Origin of the sequence: Kitasatospora sp. NPDC048540 (assembly GCF_040651175.1) — a bacterium.
GTDB lineage: Bacteria > Actinomycetota > Actinomycetes > Streptomycetales > Streptomycetaceae > Kitasatospora.
On sequence record NZ_JBEZIR010000003.1, the window covers coordinates 58,527 to 72,421 of the forward strand.

At 74.5% G+C, this 13,895-nt stretch carries 14 protein-coding genes; 6 read left to right on the plus strand and 8 right to left on the minus strand.

Going from position 1 to position 13,895, the window contains the following annotated elements:
* The first annotated feature begins 36 nt into the window (after positions 1-36).
* Positions 37-966 carry a cellulose-binding protein gene (locus AB0D08_RS02955; RefSeq protein WP_033824091.1) on the plus strand — a complete coding sequence of 310 codons (930 nt, stop codon included), beginning with the start codon at positions 37-39 and terminating at the stop codon, positions 964-966.
* Positions 967-1,050: 84 nt separating this feature from the next.
* Here AB0D08_RS02955 and AB0D08_RS02960 read toward each other — a convergent pair whose 3' ends face one another.
* On the minus strand, positions 1,051-1,845 hold the full coding sequence (locus AB0D08_RS02960; protein ID WP_359886058.1) for an alpha/beta hydrolase: 795 nt from the start codon (positions 1,843-1,845) through the stop codon (positions 1,051-1,053).
* A gap of 91 nt (positions 1,846-1,936) precedes the next feature.
* Between AB0D08_RS02960 and AB0D08_RS02965 the strand changes: the two genes are divergently transcribed.
* Both AB0D08_RS02965 and AB0D08_RS02970 read left to right on the plus strand, forming a co-directional pair.
* A complete protein-coding gene (locus AB0D08_RS02965) occupies positions 1,937-2,986 on the plus strand; it encodes an ABC transporter ATP-binding protein (RefSeq protein WP_359886059.1) in 1,050 nt (349 codons plus the stop codon).
* Position 2,987: 1 nt separating this feature from the next.
* On the plus strand, positions 2,988-3,749 hold the full coding sequence (locus AB0D08_RS02970; RefSeq protein ID WP_033824089.1) for an ABC transporter permease subunit: 762 nt from the start codon (positions 2,988-2,990) through the stop codon (positions 3,747-3,749).
* 27 nt (positions 3,750-3,776) lie between these two features.
* Here the strand turns inward: AB0D08_RS02970 and AB0D08_RS02975 are convergent, their stop codons facing one another.
* Positions 3,777-4,040, minus strand: coding sequence for an ATP/GTP-binding protein (locus AB0D08_RS02975; RefSeq protein ID WP_233289301.1), 264 nt, complete (start codon positions 4,038-4,040; stop codon positions 3,777-3,779).
* 389 nt (positions 4,041-4,429) lie between these two features.
* On the opposite strand from AB0D08_RS02975, the gene AB0D08_RS02980 reads away from it, so the two are divergent.
* The gene (locus tag AB0D08_RS02980; protein WP_359886087.1) at positions 4,430-5,620 is read left to right on the plus strand and encodes an LLM class flavin-dependent oxidoreductase; all 1,191 of its coding nucleotides are present in this window, start codon (positions 4,430-4,432) and stop codon (positions 5,618-5,620) included.
* A gap of 85 nt (positions 5,621-5,705) precedes the next feature.
* On the opposite strand, the gene AB0D08_RS02985 is transcribed toward AB0D08_RS02980, so the two are convergent.
* Positions 5,706-6,098, minus strand: coding sequence for an SCO5389 family protein (locus AB0D08_RS02985; protein ID WP_033824086.1), 393 nt, complete (start codon positions 6,096-6,098; stop codon positions 5,706-5,708).
* A 577-nt stretch (positions 6,099-6,675) separates the two neighbouring features.
* Between AB0D08_RS02985 and nucS the strand changes: the two genes are divergently transcribed.
* Positions 6,676-7,335 carry an endonuclease NucS gene (nucS, locus tag AB0D08_RS02990; protein ID WP_033824085.1) on the plus strand — a complete coding sequence of 220 codons (660 nt, stop codon included), beginning with the start codon at positions 6,676-6,678 and terminating at the stop codon, positions 7,333-7,335.
* A 10-nt stretch (positions 7,336-7,345) separates the two neighbouring features.
* Here nucS and AB0D08_RS02995 read toward each other — a convergent pair whose 3' ends face one another.
* From AB0D08_RS02995 to AB0D08_RS03005, 3 genes are all read right to left on the minus strand, one after another.
* Complete coding sequence (locus tag AB0D08_RS02995; RefSeq protein WP_051813930.1) at positions 7,346-9,529, minus strand: hypothetical protein; 2,184 nt, start codon at positions 9,527-9,529, stop codon at positions 7,346-7,348.
* Positions 9,530-9,810: 281 nt separating this feature from the next.
* A complete protein-coding gene (locus AB0D08_RS03000) occupies positions 9,811-10,179 on the minus strand; it encodes an STAS domain-containing protein (protein ID WP_359886060.1) in 369 nt (122 codons plus the stop codon).
* Between the two features lie 352 nt (positions 10,180-10,531).
* Entirely contained in the window at positions 10,532-11,398 is an 867-nt protein-coding gene (locus AB0D08_RS03005; protein WP_033824084.1) for a 3-hydroxyacyl-CoA dehydrogenase family protein, read from the minus strand.
* 222 nt (positions 11,399-11,620) lie between these two features.
* On the opposite strand from AB0D08_RS03005, the gene AB0D08_RS03010 reads away from it, so the two are divergent.
* Complete coding sequence (locus AB0D08_RS03010) at positions 11,621-11,935, plus strand: hypothetical protein (protein WP_033824083.1); 315 nt, start codon at positions 11,621-11,623, stop codon at positions 11,933-11,935.
* Between the two features lie 3 nt (positions 11,936-11,938).
* Here the strand turns inward: AB0D08_RS03010 and AB0D08_RS03015 are convergent, their stop codons facing one another.
* Entirely contained in the window at positions 11,939-12,607 is a 669-nt protein-coding gene (locus AB0D08_RS03015; protein WP_033824082.1) for a response regulator transcription factor, read from the minus strand.
* Positions 12,604-13,845: a histidine kinase gene (locus tag AB0D08_RS03020; RefSeq protein ID WP_233289299.1), complete on the minus strand. Its 1,242-nt coding sequence runs from the start codon at positions 13,843-13,845 to the stop codon at positions 12,604-12,606. Before AB0D08_RS03020 ends, AB0D08_RS03015 begins: the two co-directional genes overlap by 4 nt.
* Positions 13,846-13,895: the final 50 nt, after the last annotated feature.

Below are 13,895 nucleotides of genomic sequence, written 5' to 3' on the forward strand. Positions count from 1 at the left end.
CCTCAGCGGTTCGACGACAGGAAGCCCAGAAATCCCATGAGCGACAGTCACTCCCCGCACGGCTTCGACCTGGTACGCCGTGGGTACGAGCGCGCCCAGGTCGACGAGCGGATCGCCAAGCTGGTAGCCGATCGCGACAGCGCGCTGGCCCGGATCGGTGCGCTGGAGAAGCGCATCGAGGAGCTCCACCTGGAGACCCAGAGCGCCCAGGCGCAGGTCGCCGACGCGGAGCCGTCCTACGCCGGTCTCGGCGCCCGGGTGGAGAAGATCCTCCGGCTCGCCGAGGAGGAGGCCAAGGACCTGCGCGAGGAGGCGCACCGCGCCGCCGAGCAGCACCGCGAGCTGGCCGAGGCGGCCGCCCAGCAGGTCCGTTCCGAGGCGGAGAACTACGCCAAGGACCGCAAGGCCAAGGCCGAGGACGAGGGTCTGCGGATCGTCGACAAGGCCAAGAGCGACAGCGCCCAGCTGCGCGCCGAGGCCAACAAGGACGCCCAGAACAAGCGCGAGGAGGCGGACGCCCTCTTCGAGGAGACCCGCACCAAGGCCGCCCAGGCCGCGCTGGAGTTCGAGACCAACCTGGCCAAGCGCCGCGAGCAGTCCGAGCGCGACCTGGCGGCCCGTCAGGCCAAGGCCGAGAAGCGGCTGGCCGAGATCGAGCACCGGGCCGAGCAGCTCCGCCTGGAGGCGGAGAAGCTGCGCACCGACGCCGAGCGCCGCGCCCGCCAGACCGTGGAGACCGCGCAGCGCCAGGCCGAGGACATCGTCGCCGACGCCAACGCCAAGGCCGACCGGGTCCGCAGCGAGTCCGAGCGCGAGCTGGCGGCGCTCACCAACCGTCGTGACTCGATCAACGCCCAGCTCACCAACGTGCGCGAGATGCTCGCCACGCTGACCGGCGCGGCCGTGGCCGCCGCCACCCTGCCGGCCGACGACGCCCTCGGCGTGCCGGCCCAGCAGTCCCGCTGATCCCTGGCGCGGTCCGACGCTGACGCGGTGCCCGGTGGGCCCGTACCGATTACGGTACGGGCCCACCGTGCTGTCCGGCGCGGGTCAGGCGTGCACCCGTCGCAGCAGGGCGCGCACCGCGGCGTCGAAGGTCTCGGGTGCCTCCAGCGAGCTGAGGTGGCCGACCGCGGGGATGACGGTCAGTTCGGCGTCGGCCATCGCCTCGGCCATCATCCGCGCCTCGGCCAGCGGGGTCACGGCGTCGGCCTCGCCGACGATGACGGCGGCCGGCACGTCGACGACCGCCAGCACCTCCAGCGAGTCGCCGCGGGCGGCCATCGCGCGCTGGGCCCAGGCGACGGCCTGCGGGGAGGCCTCGGCGATCATCGCGCGGACCTCGGCGAGCAGGTCGGGACCGGCCGCGGGACCGAGCAGGCTCTCGGCCACCTTCTCCTCCGCCAGCAGTTGTACGCTGTCCCGGGCCAGCACGGCCGCGGCGATCCGCTCGCGGTTGGTACGGGCCTGTTCGGTGTCGGGGGCGGCCTTGGTGTCGGCGAGCAGCAGGCCGCACAGCCGGTCGGGGTGGCGCCGGGCGAAGGCCATCGCGACGTACCCGCCCATCGACAGCCCGCCCACCACCGCGCGGTCCACCTCGGCCTCGTCCAGCAGCCGGGCGACGTCGTCGGCGACCAGGTCGAGCGAGGGGGCGTCGTCACCGAGCGGAGCCGCCCCGAAGCCGCGCTGGTCGGGGGCGAACACCCGGGCCAGCTCCCCCGCCGCACCGGCGAGCCGCTCCAGCTGGGCGGCCCACATCCGGGCGGAGAACGGGAAGGCGTGCAGCAGGACGAGCGGGGTGCCGGTGGCGCGCGCGTGGCCGGCGGGTGCAGTGGGGAGGGTCATGGTGCCACCGTATTGCGGGCCACCGACCTCCCGCAGCCAGCGCGCCTCAATACCCGCTTTGCCATAATCTGACGGAGAGTGAGGGAGCGACATGATCGAACTGCATCAACTGACGAAACGATACGGCAACAAGCTGGCCGTGGACGGGCTCAGCTTTCAGGTGCCCCAGGGCGTGGTGACCGGCTTCCTCGGACCCAACGGTGCCGGCAAGTCCACCACCATGCGCATGATCCTCGACCTGGACCGTCCGACCAGCGGCCGGGTCAGCATCGACGGCAAGGGCTACGGGCAGCTGTCCGAGCCGCTGAAGAAGATCGGCGCGCTGCTGGAGGCCAAGGCCGTCCACCCCGGCCGCTCCGCCTACGACCACCTGCTGTGGCTGGCGCAGAGCAACCGGATCCCGCGCTCCCGGGTGGACGAGGTGCTGGCCCTGGTCGGGCTCACCCCGGTGGCCAAGAAGCGCGCCAAGGGCTTCTCGCTCGGCATGGGCCAGCGCCTGGGCATCGCCTCCGCGCTGCTCGGCGACCCCGAGATCCTGATGTTCGACGAGCCGGTCAACGGGCTCGACCCCGAGGGCATCCTGTGGATCCGCAACCTGATGAAGGGCCTGGCCTCCGAGGGCCGGACGGTCTTCGTCTCCTCGCACCTGATGAGCGAGATGGCACTGACCGCCGACCACCTGGTGGTGATCGGCAAGGGCAGGCTGCTGGCCGACCTGTCGATGGCCGAGTTCATCAAGCAGAACGCCCGCTCCGCCGCCCGGATCCGCACCCCGCACCCCGAGCAGCTGCTGGACGCGCTGCACGGCGCCGGCCTGCGGGCCGAGCCGGTGGCCGGCGGCGCGTACGAGGTCGAGAACGGCGATCTGACCTTCCTCGGCGACCTGGCCGCGCAGCACGGCATCACCCTGCACGAACTCAGCCAGCAGCAGGCCTCGCTGGAGGAGGCGTTCATGCAGATGACCGCGGACTCGGTGGAGTACCACGCGGGCCCGGGCGCACCGGGCGCACCCGGCGCACCGCCGGCCTGGGGCGCCGGCTGGCAGCAGGGCCAGGGCGCCGCCGTACCGGCCGGGCAGCAGCCGGCCCCGGCCGCACCGGCCGTCCCGCAGCCCGCCCCGCAGGGTGGAGAGGAGAACTGAGATGGCGTCCTTCCCCGCGATCCTGCAGTCCGAGTGGACCAAGATCCGCAGTGTCCGCTCGACCATCTGGACCCTGGCGCTGACCTTCCTGGTGGTGCTCGGCCTCGGCGTGCTGATCTCCCTGCTCGCCAAGAACAACTTCAGCGACTTCGCCGGCGACGGACCGTTCGACGCCGCCAGCACCTCGCTGTCCGGCATCGGGCTCGGCGAGCTCGCCATCATCGTGTTCGGCGTGCTCGCGGTCGGCAACGAGTACAGCAGCGGCCTGATCCGGGTCTCGCTGGCCGCCGTGCCGCAGCGCGGCACCCTGCTCACCGCCAAGGCCGTCGTGCTGGGCGCGCTGGCGCTGGCCGTCTCGCTGGTGACGGTCTTCGTCACCTTCTTCGTCGGCCAGGCGCTGCTCGGTGAGCACTCCACCGACCTGGGCCAGCCGAACGTGCTGCGCGCGGTGTTCGGCGCGGCCGCCTACCTGACCATGCTCTGCCTGTTCTCGGCCGGCGTCACCGCGATGCTGCACAACCAGACCCTGGCACTCGGCATCCTGGTCCCGTTCTTCTTCCTGCTGTCGCCGATCCTGTCGGCGGTGCCGAAGGTGAAGAGCGTGGCGCACTACTTCCCCGACTACGCGGGCCGGCGGATGCTGCTGGTCTACGGCGAGAGCGGGCAGCCGTACGGCGCCGGGGCGGGCTTCCTGATCTGCCTGGCCTGGACGCTGGCGGCCCTGGTCGGCGGCGCGCTGGTGCTGAAGAACCGGGACGCCTGACGGGACGCCCGACAGGGCCCGCGAGGGTCAGTACCGGGGAGCGCCGCGGCCACGCTGGATGTTGGAGCCGCGGCGCTCCCGCGCTCCCCAGCACGCCCGGTGCCAGTGCCGGCGGTCGTCCACCCCGGCGCCGTGCTCGGGCCAGGCCACCACGTGTCCGACGCCCGGCGGGATCTCCTGGTCGCAGCCCGGGCAGCGGTAGAACCGGCCCGCGGTCCCCGCGACGGTCTGCACCACCCACTCCTCGCCGCGGTAGCTCTCGGTGCGGCGCAGCGAGCCGCCCGGCGGCACGGCCGGCGCGGCCTCGCGGCCGTCGGAGCTGGAGATCCGGTTTCGGCGGGGCGACACGTCAACTACCTCTCGGCCGGGCACGATTTACCCTCAAGGGTAAGGCTCGGCGGCCCGGGTCCGGGGCCACTATCACGAGGTGGCCCGGGGGTCGGGCGTTTCCCCTGAGATCCATCCTTTCTTTCGGGAAATTGGTCGATCAGCGTGCCATTGGCACATGACATGGGTTACTCACAAGGGGACAAGGCGGGGCACGCAGACCCTGCGCGCTCCCGAGGAGGCCTCCGATGACCAAGACCACCCCCCGGCCCACCGTCCAGCTGCCGGCCCCCGCGCCGGTGCCGACGGCCGGGCCCGCTCCGGTGCTCGGGCACCAGGCCGGCACCGACTCGATCCGGGTCGGTGCCTTCCTGCTCTCCGCGCAGTTCCCCGGCCAGGGCCAGAGCGAGGCGCTGGAACGCACCCTGGCCGCCACCACCGCCGCCGAGCGGTCCGGCCTGGACAGCGTCTGGCTGGCCGAGCACCACTTCGTGCCGTACGGGGTCTGCCCCGACGCCGCCACGCTGGCCGCCCTGCTGCTCGGGCGCACCCGCCGGATCGGTGTCGGCACCGCGGTCAGCGTGCTGTCCACCGGCCACCCGGTGAAGCTCGGCGAGCAGGCCGCGCTGCTGCACCTCACCTCCGGCGGCCGGTTCACCCTCGGGGTGGGGCGCGGCGGCCCGTGGATCGACCTGTCGGTGTTCGGCACCGGCCTGGCGGCCTACGAGGAGGGCTTCCCCGAGCGGCTGGACCTGCTGCTGCGCTGGCTGCGGGAGGGCCGGGTGGACGCGGACGGGCCGCAGTTCCGGTTCCCGGAGGTGGCGGTGGTGCCGCGGGCCGGCGAGCCGGTGATCCCCGCGGAGCCGGCCGGGTACGCCGAGCCGCTGTCGCGGGAGTCGCTGGGGGGCTGGCTGGGGCTGGGCGCCGAGCCCGAGGCGGCGCTGCGCGGCTTCCCCCGGCAGCGGCACGAGCGGGGCGCGCTGCGGCGCCGGCCGGCCGCCTCGGCGCCCGCACCGGCCGGACCGCCGGTGGTGGTGGCCTGCACCTCGCCCGGTGGGGTGCGCACGGCCGCGGAGCGCGGGCTGCCGATGCTGCTGGGCATGCACTCGGGCGACGACGACAAGAAGGAGATGCTGGCCGCGTACCGGGCCGCCTGGCGGGCCGCCGGCCGGGGTGAGGAGCAGCTGGCCGGGGTCGAGCGCGAACACGTCGCGGCGGGGGTGGCGCAGGTCGCCGACCGGACCGCGGGCGCCCGCGCCGAACTGCTCCGGGCGATGCCGGGGTTCTTCGCCGACGGGCTCGGCGCGCACCGCACCGTGGACGGCCAGGAGCGGCGGATGCGCGACCCCTACGCGTACACCGAACTGCTCTGCGACCTGCACCCGGTGGGCACGCCGCGCGGCTGCGCGGACCGGCTGCTGGCGACCGCCGAGCGGACCGGGATCCGGCGGTTCGCGCTGCTCACCGAGGGCTCCGGCGACCGGGCGGCCACCCTGGAGAACATCGCCCGGCTCGGCGCCGAGGTGCTGCCGCAGCTGGGTTGAGCGGCGCAGCCGGGTCGAGCGGCGCAGCGCGCGCCGACGCCGGTGGGCCGCCCCGAGGGACGGCCCACCGGCGGGACGGGGCGGTTCAGCAGTCCCGCAGTTCTTCCGACTGGTTGAGGATCTGGGCCCGGACGGAGGTGAAGCGGCGGTGACGCTCGGCGGAGGCCTCGGACGGCGCGAACACGGCCACCCGGTGGCAGTTCTGGAACGCCAACTGCACGCCGAAGTGCCGCTGCAGGGCGCCCCGGATCGCGTCGCTGGCCATGGCGCGCAGCAGCTGGCCGCGGGCCTGCTCGCTGGGCGGCGGGACCTGGTTGTCGGCGAAGTCGGTGCCGTCGACCTTGAGCTGGGCGACCAGCGAGCTGATCAGCTCCCAGGCGTACGGCAGGGAGACGCGGACGCAGTCGACGAACTCCCTCTCGTCGACCTCGCCTCTCTCGGCCTTCTCAAGCAGGGCCGGTGAGACGTCGAGCGACATGGGTTCTCCTCTCGCGGTCCACCCTGGCGCGGCTGCCGGGGTGGTCGTGCGTGGTGCGGATGGTGCCGTGCCGTGCTCACACAGGTGGTGCCAGGTGGTGCGGTGGCTGGTGCCGCCCGGTCCGGCTTCCGCCGGTCCGGGCTGACGAGGGCTCAGTGGCCGGCACCGGGGCCGCAGGGGCCCGCGGGGACCGCGCACCGAGAACAGGGGGCAGAACCCGGGTCCGGCCGGATCCCGGGCGCACGCCGACGCCGTGGCGACACCGCCAGGTGGGGCGGCGGCCACTTACTCAAGGTTGTCACTCGTCGCTCAGCGCGGCTGGAGAATCCATCGATTCACGGCTCGAGCGCCGCCCGGTGGAGCAGATTGGCCGGATCCCGTCGGAGCGGTTCATCTCGCTTCTCCATCCCCGTTGAACGCACCCCGGCGACCGGACATCCGGGTGCCGTACCGTGGGCCGGTTCGGCGTCGGCGGCGGCGAGGTGTCGTCACTCCATGGTTCGCCGCCTACGCGCTTTCTTCACCCGGCTGTCGCGGAATCGCATCAACTGGCCCCGGTGGGCTAGCGTGGTCGACCGTGCGTCTCGTAATTGCCCGCTGCTCCGTCGACTATGCCGGACGGCTCTCCGCCCATCTCCCGTCCGCTACCCGCCTCATCCTGGTGAAGGCCGACGGGAGCGTCAGCATCCATGCCGACGACCGCGCCTACAAGCCGCTCAACTGGATGTCGCCGCCGTGCAGCCTGAAGGAGGTGGACGGCGTCTGGACGGTCACCAACAAGGCCGGCGAGAAGCTGATCATCACCTTGGAACAGGTGCTGCACGACTCCTCGCACGAGCTCGGGGTCGACCCCGGGCTGGTCAAGGACGGCGTCGAGGCCCATCTCCAGGAGCTGCTCGCCGACCGGATGGAGGTGCTCGGGGCCGGCTGGCAGCTGATCCGGCGCGAGTACCCGACCGCGATCGGCCCGGTCGACATCCTGTGCCGCGACTCCGACGGCGCCACCGTCGCCATCGAGATCAAGCGGCGCGGTGAGATCGACGGGGTGGAGCAGCTCACCCGCTACCTGGAGCTGCTCAACCGCGACCCGCTGCTGGCCCCCGTGAAGGGCGTCTTCGCCGCGCAGGAGATCAAGCCGCAGGCCCGGGTGCTGGCCACCGACCGCGGCATCGGCTGCGTGGTGCTGGACTACGACGAGCTGCGCGGCATCGACGACGACAAGCTCAAGCTGTTCTGACCCTCCCGGCCTACGTGCCTGTGGGCGAGGGCGAGGCCGACGGGCTCGGCGCCTCCGAGGTCGGGGGCGGGGTCGTGGGCGGCGGGGTCGTGGGCGGCGGCGTGACCGGGCCTCCGCCGCCCGGGGGCGGGGCCGTGGTCGTGGTCGTCGCGGACCTGCTCGGGGTGGGCTTCTTGGTCGTACTGCGTGAGGCGCTCGGCGTGGCCGAAGGGGTCTCGGTATCCGCCTCGGTGGCGCTCTCGGTGGGCGTCGGGGTGTCGGAGGCGGACGGGCTCGCGCCGGAGGGCATCAGCCCGCTCGGCAGCACGTAGTCGTCGACCGAGTGGCCGGGCCCGCCCGAGCCGCCGCCCTGCTCGTCGGGTCCGGCGAGGCTCAGGCCGATCGCGGTGCCGAGCACTCCGAGCGCGAGGACCGCCGCCGACGCGCCGAGCACCGTACGCCTCAGGTCGCGTCCGGTCCTGGGCGCCGTCCGGAAGCGGAACGGTGCCTGGGCGATGGCCCGGATCACCGGGCGGCGGCCGCCGGTCGAACCCTCGTCCTCGTCCTCGTCGTGCGCCGCGGCCAGGCTGGCCCGCAGCAGTTCGATCATCCGCCGGGCCGCCGCGCCGCCGCGCGGCTCGCCCAGGGCGGCGCGCAGGGCGACGGCCGCGTCCAGTTCGGCCGAGGCCCGCTGGGTGGTGCCCAGGCACAGGGCGAGTGCGCCGAGTTCCTGGTGGAACCAGGCCTCCTCGCCGGTCGCGCCGAGGCTGCGTGCGGCCTCCAGTCCCAGCTGCAGGGACCGCTCCCACGCGCCCCAGCGCAGCGACATCGCCAGTGCCGGCGCGGCCGACCTGGCGAGCTGCAGCACGGCCTCGGGGCGGCCGGCCTCCCGGTCGGCGAGCAGCGCGCCGAGCACCACCTCGGCCTCGGCGGCGATCTGTCCGGTGCCCACCGAGCCGTGCGCGACCCACCAGGAGAAGTGCTCGGCCGCGCCGTACCCGATCTCGCCGGTCTCCCAGTGGGCGGCCAGGCTGTCCAGGACGCCCGCCGCCAGCCGGAGGTGGCCGCCGGCCGGGACGGCGAGTCCGGCGTCGACCAGTTCCTGCAGTGCGCTCTCGCCCTGGCCGACGTCGATCAGGGCGGGGAGGTGGGAGGCGGTGGGGCATTCGCCGCCGAGGGCCAGGGCGAGCCGGAGCACCTCGCGGGCGGCGTCCCCGAGTCCCTCGGCGAGGCGCAGCGCGGGTGCCGCGGTCTCCGCCACGGTCGGCAGCGGGACGGAGCGCCGCAGTTCGGCCTCCAGCTCGGCCGGGTCGTCGGGCTCCTCGATCTCCTCGACCGTCCCGAAGACGCTCCGGCGGTCCTCGCGGGCGGCGACCAGGGCGTCGACCGCGATGTCGCGCTGGCGCAGCAGTGCGGCGGCCTGGACGAAGCGCAGCGGCAGTCCCTCCGACTCGAACCACAGGTCGACCGCCCAGGCCCGCTCGGACTCGTCCAGCTGACGGCCCGCCAGCCGGACCACCAGGTTGAGGCAGGCGCCCCGCGACAGGCCGCCCACCGGGTGGTCCTGCAGCCGCGAGCCGGCCGGCAGCGGCCGCCCGCCCGGGGCGGCGGCCACCAGGAACGCGCAGTCGGGTGCCAGCTCCAGCAGCTGCTCCAGCTCCGCCTCGCCGAGTTCGACGTCGTCGATGGTGACCACCGCGCCCACCGCGCCGAGCCGCTCGGCGAGTTCCGGCCGGTCGGGGCGGACGCCGGGGGCGTGGTGGGTGGCGGTGAACAGGTCCTGCACCAGGTCGGCGTAGGTCCGCCGGTGACCGCTGAGCCGGACCACCCCGTCGGGTGCGAGCGCGTCGGCCGCGTCCGCGACGGCGGCCAGCAGGGCGCTGCGGCCGGAGCCCGGCTGACCGGTCAGCCGGACCGAGCGGCCCTCCGCCAGCAGGCCGAGCAGCCGGGCGGTGTCGGCCTCGCGGTCGAGCACCGGCAGGTCGGCGAGGCCGGTGCCGAGCGCCAGCGGGCCGACCGCCACCTCGGGGCCGAGCGCGGGGCCGTGGTGGGCCGGTCCGCGGGTGCGCCGGGGCTCGGGCCGCCAGCCGTCCGGGCAGGCGGTGACCTCGGAGCCGTCGGCGCCGCCCACGGTCAGCATCAGGTCGCCGGGGAACACCTCGCGGGTGCGGGGGCGCGGCCCGTCCTGCCGGAAATCGCCGGTTGGCTGTCCCACGTCCATGCTCCGCCCATGATCGACCGTCCGGCGCTGAACCCCCGGCGCCGCAGTACGGCCACGGGCCGGCTCCGCGTGGCCGTGGCTTCTGGCGCAGACTTTCCCACACCAGCCCGCCGGAGCACAGACCCGGTCCCGGTTTCCGGGGCGGCCCGGAAGGGTCGGACACGACCGAAGCAGGTACCGGCGGGTAGGGCGGGCGGACGGGCGGCCCGGGCAAGGAAGTTGGCGCCGCGGAGCGAGGACGGGCGGCGGACCGGGCCGGCCGGGAGGCGGGCAGGTCAGCCGGCCGGGGCCGCCAGCGGCGGGGCCGCGGCGCCGAGCGCCGGGACGGTGGCTCCGTAGGCGTCCGGGAGGGTGCCCTCGACGGCGAGGATGCGGTGCAGGCGGGTGGCGACCAGCAGCCGCTGCAGCTGCGCGGGGACGTCCCGCAGGACGAGGCGGCGGCCGAGCCGGCCGGCCCGGCGGTGGGTGCCCATGATGACGCCGAGACCGGTGGCGTCCCAGAACTCCAGGCGGCCGAGGTCCAGCACCAGGTCGCCCTGCCCGCCGTCGACGGCGGAGTGCAGGTGGGCCCGCGCGTCGGCGGCACTGCGGACGTCGAGCCGGCCTTCGATGGCCAGGCCGCGGTGGTCACCGGTGATGCGCACGCTCTCCTCCTCCGCCGTGCCGATGCGCTGTGTCGATGCGCCGTGTCGCTCCAGGGTGCCGATCCCGGGTACAGGTCCGGGATCCGCGCGGGTGCCGCCAGGGGTTACGGGGCCGGGCCGGCAGGCGCCGCGCCGGTCTCCCCCTCATCTGACGGTGAACCAACTCCGCAGGTTGCTCCCACCCGGCGGGATGGCGGTCAACTTCACCCGTCCGAGGGAATATACGCAGGAAGTCCCCATACTCATGCGCGATTCCCGCCCAAATCACCCGTCTGCGGCGCGGGCGTGAGCAAACTCACCCGGGTGGTGGGCCCGCTCGCGGCGTTCCGCCCACCACCCGGGTGACGCCCTCCTAGGACTCGTAGCCGTAGAAGCCGCGGCCGCTCTTGCGGCCGAGGTCCCCGGCGGTCACCATCCGGGCCATGATCTCCGGGGCGGCGAACTTCTCGTCCTGGGTCTCGGCGTAGATGTTGTGCGCCGCGTGCAGCAGGATGTCGACACCGGTCAGGTCGGCGGTCTGCAGCGGGCCCATCGGGTGGCCGAAGCCCAGCCGGCAGGCGGTGTCGATGTCCTCGGCGCTGGCCACGCCCGACTCGTACAGCTTCGCCGCCTCCACCACCAGCGCGGTGATCAGCCGGGTGGTGACGAAGCCGGCCACGTCGCGGTTGACCACCACGACCTCCTTGCCGACACCCTCGGCGTACGCCCGCACCCGGGCCAGCGTCTCGTCGCTGGTCTTGTAGCCGCGCACCAGCTCCACCAGGCGCATCAGCGGCACCGGCGAGAAGAAGTGCACGCCGACCACGCTCTCCGGGCGGGAGGTGGCGGCAGCGATCCGGGTGATCGGGATGGCGGAGGTGTTGGAAGCCAGCACCGCGCCCTCCTTGGCGATCTTGTCGAGCTCGCGGAAGACGCTCTCCTTGACCTCCAGCTGCTCGAACACCGCCTCGACCACGATGTCCGCCCCGGCGACCGCGCCGAGGTCGGTGGTGGTGGTGATCCGGCCCAGCGCCGCCTCGGCGTCCTCGGCCGTCATCCGGCCCTTCGCCACGAACTTCTCGTACGAGGCTCGGATCCCGGCGAGGCCCCGCTGCAGCGCCTCGTCCGTGACATCGCGCAGCACCACCGGGTGGCCGGCCTGCGCCGACACCTGGGCGATGCCCGCGCCCATCAGGCCGGCACCGATCACGGCGATCTGCTGGCTGGCTGCGTTGCTCATGGCTGGGTCTCCCGAGTGACGATGTTCGCCCGTCGGACCCACCGGGAGCGTGGGGCCGAGGCCCGTTGCTCCGGCGGTTCCAGGGCGGTGCCTGAAGGCGGCTCAGGGCAGGGGTCTCCCCCCGGAGCCGCGCCGCTCACGGCCCGGACTCTAACGCCCCGGCGGGCTCCGTGGTGAGATTGAGGAGTGTGATCTGTGCCGGACCGACGGGAGGTTGGCGCGTTGACTGCTGTGCATCCGCTGCTGGCACTGCTGCTCAGCCTGGTGGTGGTCGCCGTCCTGGTGCTGCTGCTGCGCTGGACGTACCGGCGCGGCGGTTCGCTGGTGGCCCGCCCCCCGCACCCGGGCAACCCCGACGAGTACGGGCTGCTGGTCACCGTCGCCGCGCCCGCCGACCCCGCCGAGGCGGCCCGGCTCGGCGCCCTGCTGACCGCCGCCGGCGTGCGGCACACCCTCGTACGGACCACCGCCGGGCCCCGGCTGATGGTCTGGGCGGGTGACGCCGAACGGGCGAGATCCGCACTGGACCGCAGCTGACGGTCAGCCGGGCGGCACCACGCCCAGCTCCTGGGCGAGGATCGCGGCCTGCACCCGGCTGCGCAGCCCGAGCTTGGCGAGGATCCGGCTGACATGGGTCTTGGTGGTCGCCTCGGCCATCTCCAGCCGCGCCGCGATCTCCCCGTTGGACAGCCCGGCGCCGAGACAGCCCAGCACCTCGCGTTCGCGCGGCGTCAGCGAGGACAGCGCCGCCCACCCGTCGGGGCCCTGCGGCCCGCCCGCCGGGGACGGGCGGGCGAAGGTCCTGATCAGCCGCCGGGTGACGGAGGGCGCCAGCATGCCGTCCCCGCGCGCCACCGCCCGGACCCCCTCGACCAGGTCGTCCGCCTCCACGTCCTTGAGCAGGAAGCCCGCGGCCCCGGCCCGCAGGGCGCCCCACACGTACTCGTCCAGGTCGAAGGTGGTCAGCACCAGCACCTGGGCCGACCCGGCGGCGACCACCTGCCGGGTCGCCGAGACCCCGTCCAGCCGGGGCATCTGGACGTCCATCAGTACCACGTCCGGGCGCAGCCGGGCGGCCAGCCGGACGGCCTGCTCGCCGTCGGCCGCCTCCCCGACCACCTCGATCCCGGGCTCCGCGCGCAGGATCATCACCAGCGCGGCCCGGACCGCCGCCTGGTCCTCCGCCACCAGCACCCGGACCGCCGTCATCGGGTCCCTCCCCTCTCCGCCGCCGCACCGGCATCCCCGGCATCCCCGGCCCTCGCGCTCTCCCCCGTCGGCCGCGGCTCCCGCGGCAACACCGCCCGCACCCGCCACCACCCCTGGTCCGGCCCCGCCTCCAGGACCCCGCCGAGCAGCTGCGCCCGCTCCCCCATGCCGACCAGTCCGGCCCGCGCCCCGGCCGGCGCCCGGCCCTCGCCGGGCCGGTACGGGCTCTCCGTGACGATCTCCAACTCCTGTGCGCGGTAGCCGATCCGCAGCCGCACCGTACCCGCCGCCGCGTGCTTGAGCGCGTTGGTCAGCGACTCCTGGACGATCCGGTAGGCCGCCAGCTCCACCGGCGCGGCCAGTTCGCCGCGCTCGCCGCACTCCTCCGCCTCGAAGGCCAGCCCGGCGCCCCGCCCGGCCGCCCTGGCCTGGGCGAGCAGCGCGTCCACGGCGTCCAGCCGGGGCGCCGCGTACGACTCCTCCGGGTGCTCCTCGCGCAGCAGGCCGATCATCCGGCGCATCTCCGCGAGGCCCTGGACGCTGTTCTGCCGGATCACCGCCAGCGCCTCCACCAGCGGCTCGTCCTCGGCCCTGGACTGCCGGCGGGCCAGCGACTGCGCGCCGGTCGCATGGATGGCGATGGCCGAGAGGTGGTTGGCGATCACGTCGTGCAGTTCGCGGGCCATCCGGGCCCGCTCCGCGGTCACCGCGGTGCGGCGGTCCAGCTCGGCCAGCAGCGCGGTCTGCTCGGCCCGCAGCCGGGCGCTCTCGGTCTGCTCCCGCTGGCGCCGCATCAGGTCGCCGGTCCACACCGGGGCGATGAACACCAGCCCGCACAGGCCCACCACCAGCAGCGCGTCCGAGACCTCCCCGTAGGTCGCCGTCAGGCCGCTGAGCACCACCGTGGTCGCCGCGCCGGTCAGGTGCAGCACCCGGGACATCCGGGGCGGCCCGTACAGGGTGGCCGCGTACAGCAGGTCGGTGTACATCACCACGGTGGCCAGCACCGACCCGGTGACCAGGTCCACCGCCAGGACCGGCCCGCCCAGCGACACCGCCCAGATCGGCCGGGTCCGCCGCAGCAGCTCCAGCGCCGCCATCGCCACCAGCGGCAGCACCAGCAGCCAGGGCGGCACCTGACCGCGGTTGTCGTACGCGCCGAAGCCGATCAGCAGCAGGCCGGCGGCCAGGCCCGCGACGGCGACCGCCCGGTCCTCCTGGCGGGGGGAGAGTCTCACACCGGCCATCCCATCATCCGCCCGGCCGGGCCGGCACCGACCGGACGGAC

Bases quoted from the DNA above. Each gene is read 5' to 3' on its own strand.
- AB0D08_RS02955 (WP_033824091.1), top strand. From the start codon at position 37: ATGAGCGACAGTCACTCCCCGCACGGCTTCGACCTGGTACGCCGTGGG.
- AB0D08_RS02960 (WP_359886058.1), bottom strand. From the start codon at position 1,845: ATGACCCTCCCCACTGCACCCGCCGGCCACGCGCGCGCCACCGGCACC.
- AB0D08_RS02965 (WP_359886059.1), top strand. From the start codon at position 1,937: ATGATCGAACTGCATCAACTGACGAAACGATACGGCAACAAGCTGGCC.
- AB0D08_RS02970 (WP_033824089.1), top strand. From the start codon at position 2,988: ATGGCGTCCTTCCCCGCGATCCTGCAGTCCGAGTGGACCAAGATCCGC.
- AB0D08_RS02985 (WP_033824086.1), bottom strand. From the start codon at position 6,098: ATGTCGCTCGACGTCTCACCGGCCCTGCTTGAGAAGGCCGAGAGAGGC.
- AB0D08_RS03005 (WP_033824084.1), bottom strand. From the start codon at position 11,398: ATGAGCAACGCAGCCAGCCAGCAGATCGCCGTGATCGGTGCCGGCCTG.
- AB0D08_RS03015 (WP_033824082.1), bottom strand. From the start codon at position 12,607: ATGACGGCGGTCCGGGTGCTGGTGGCGGAGGACCAGGCGGCGGTCCGG.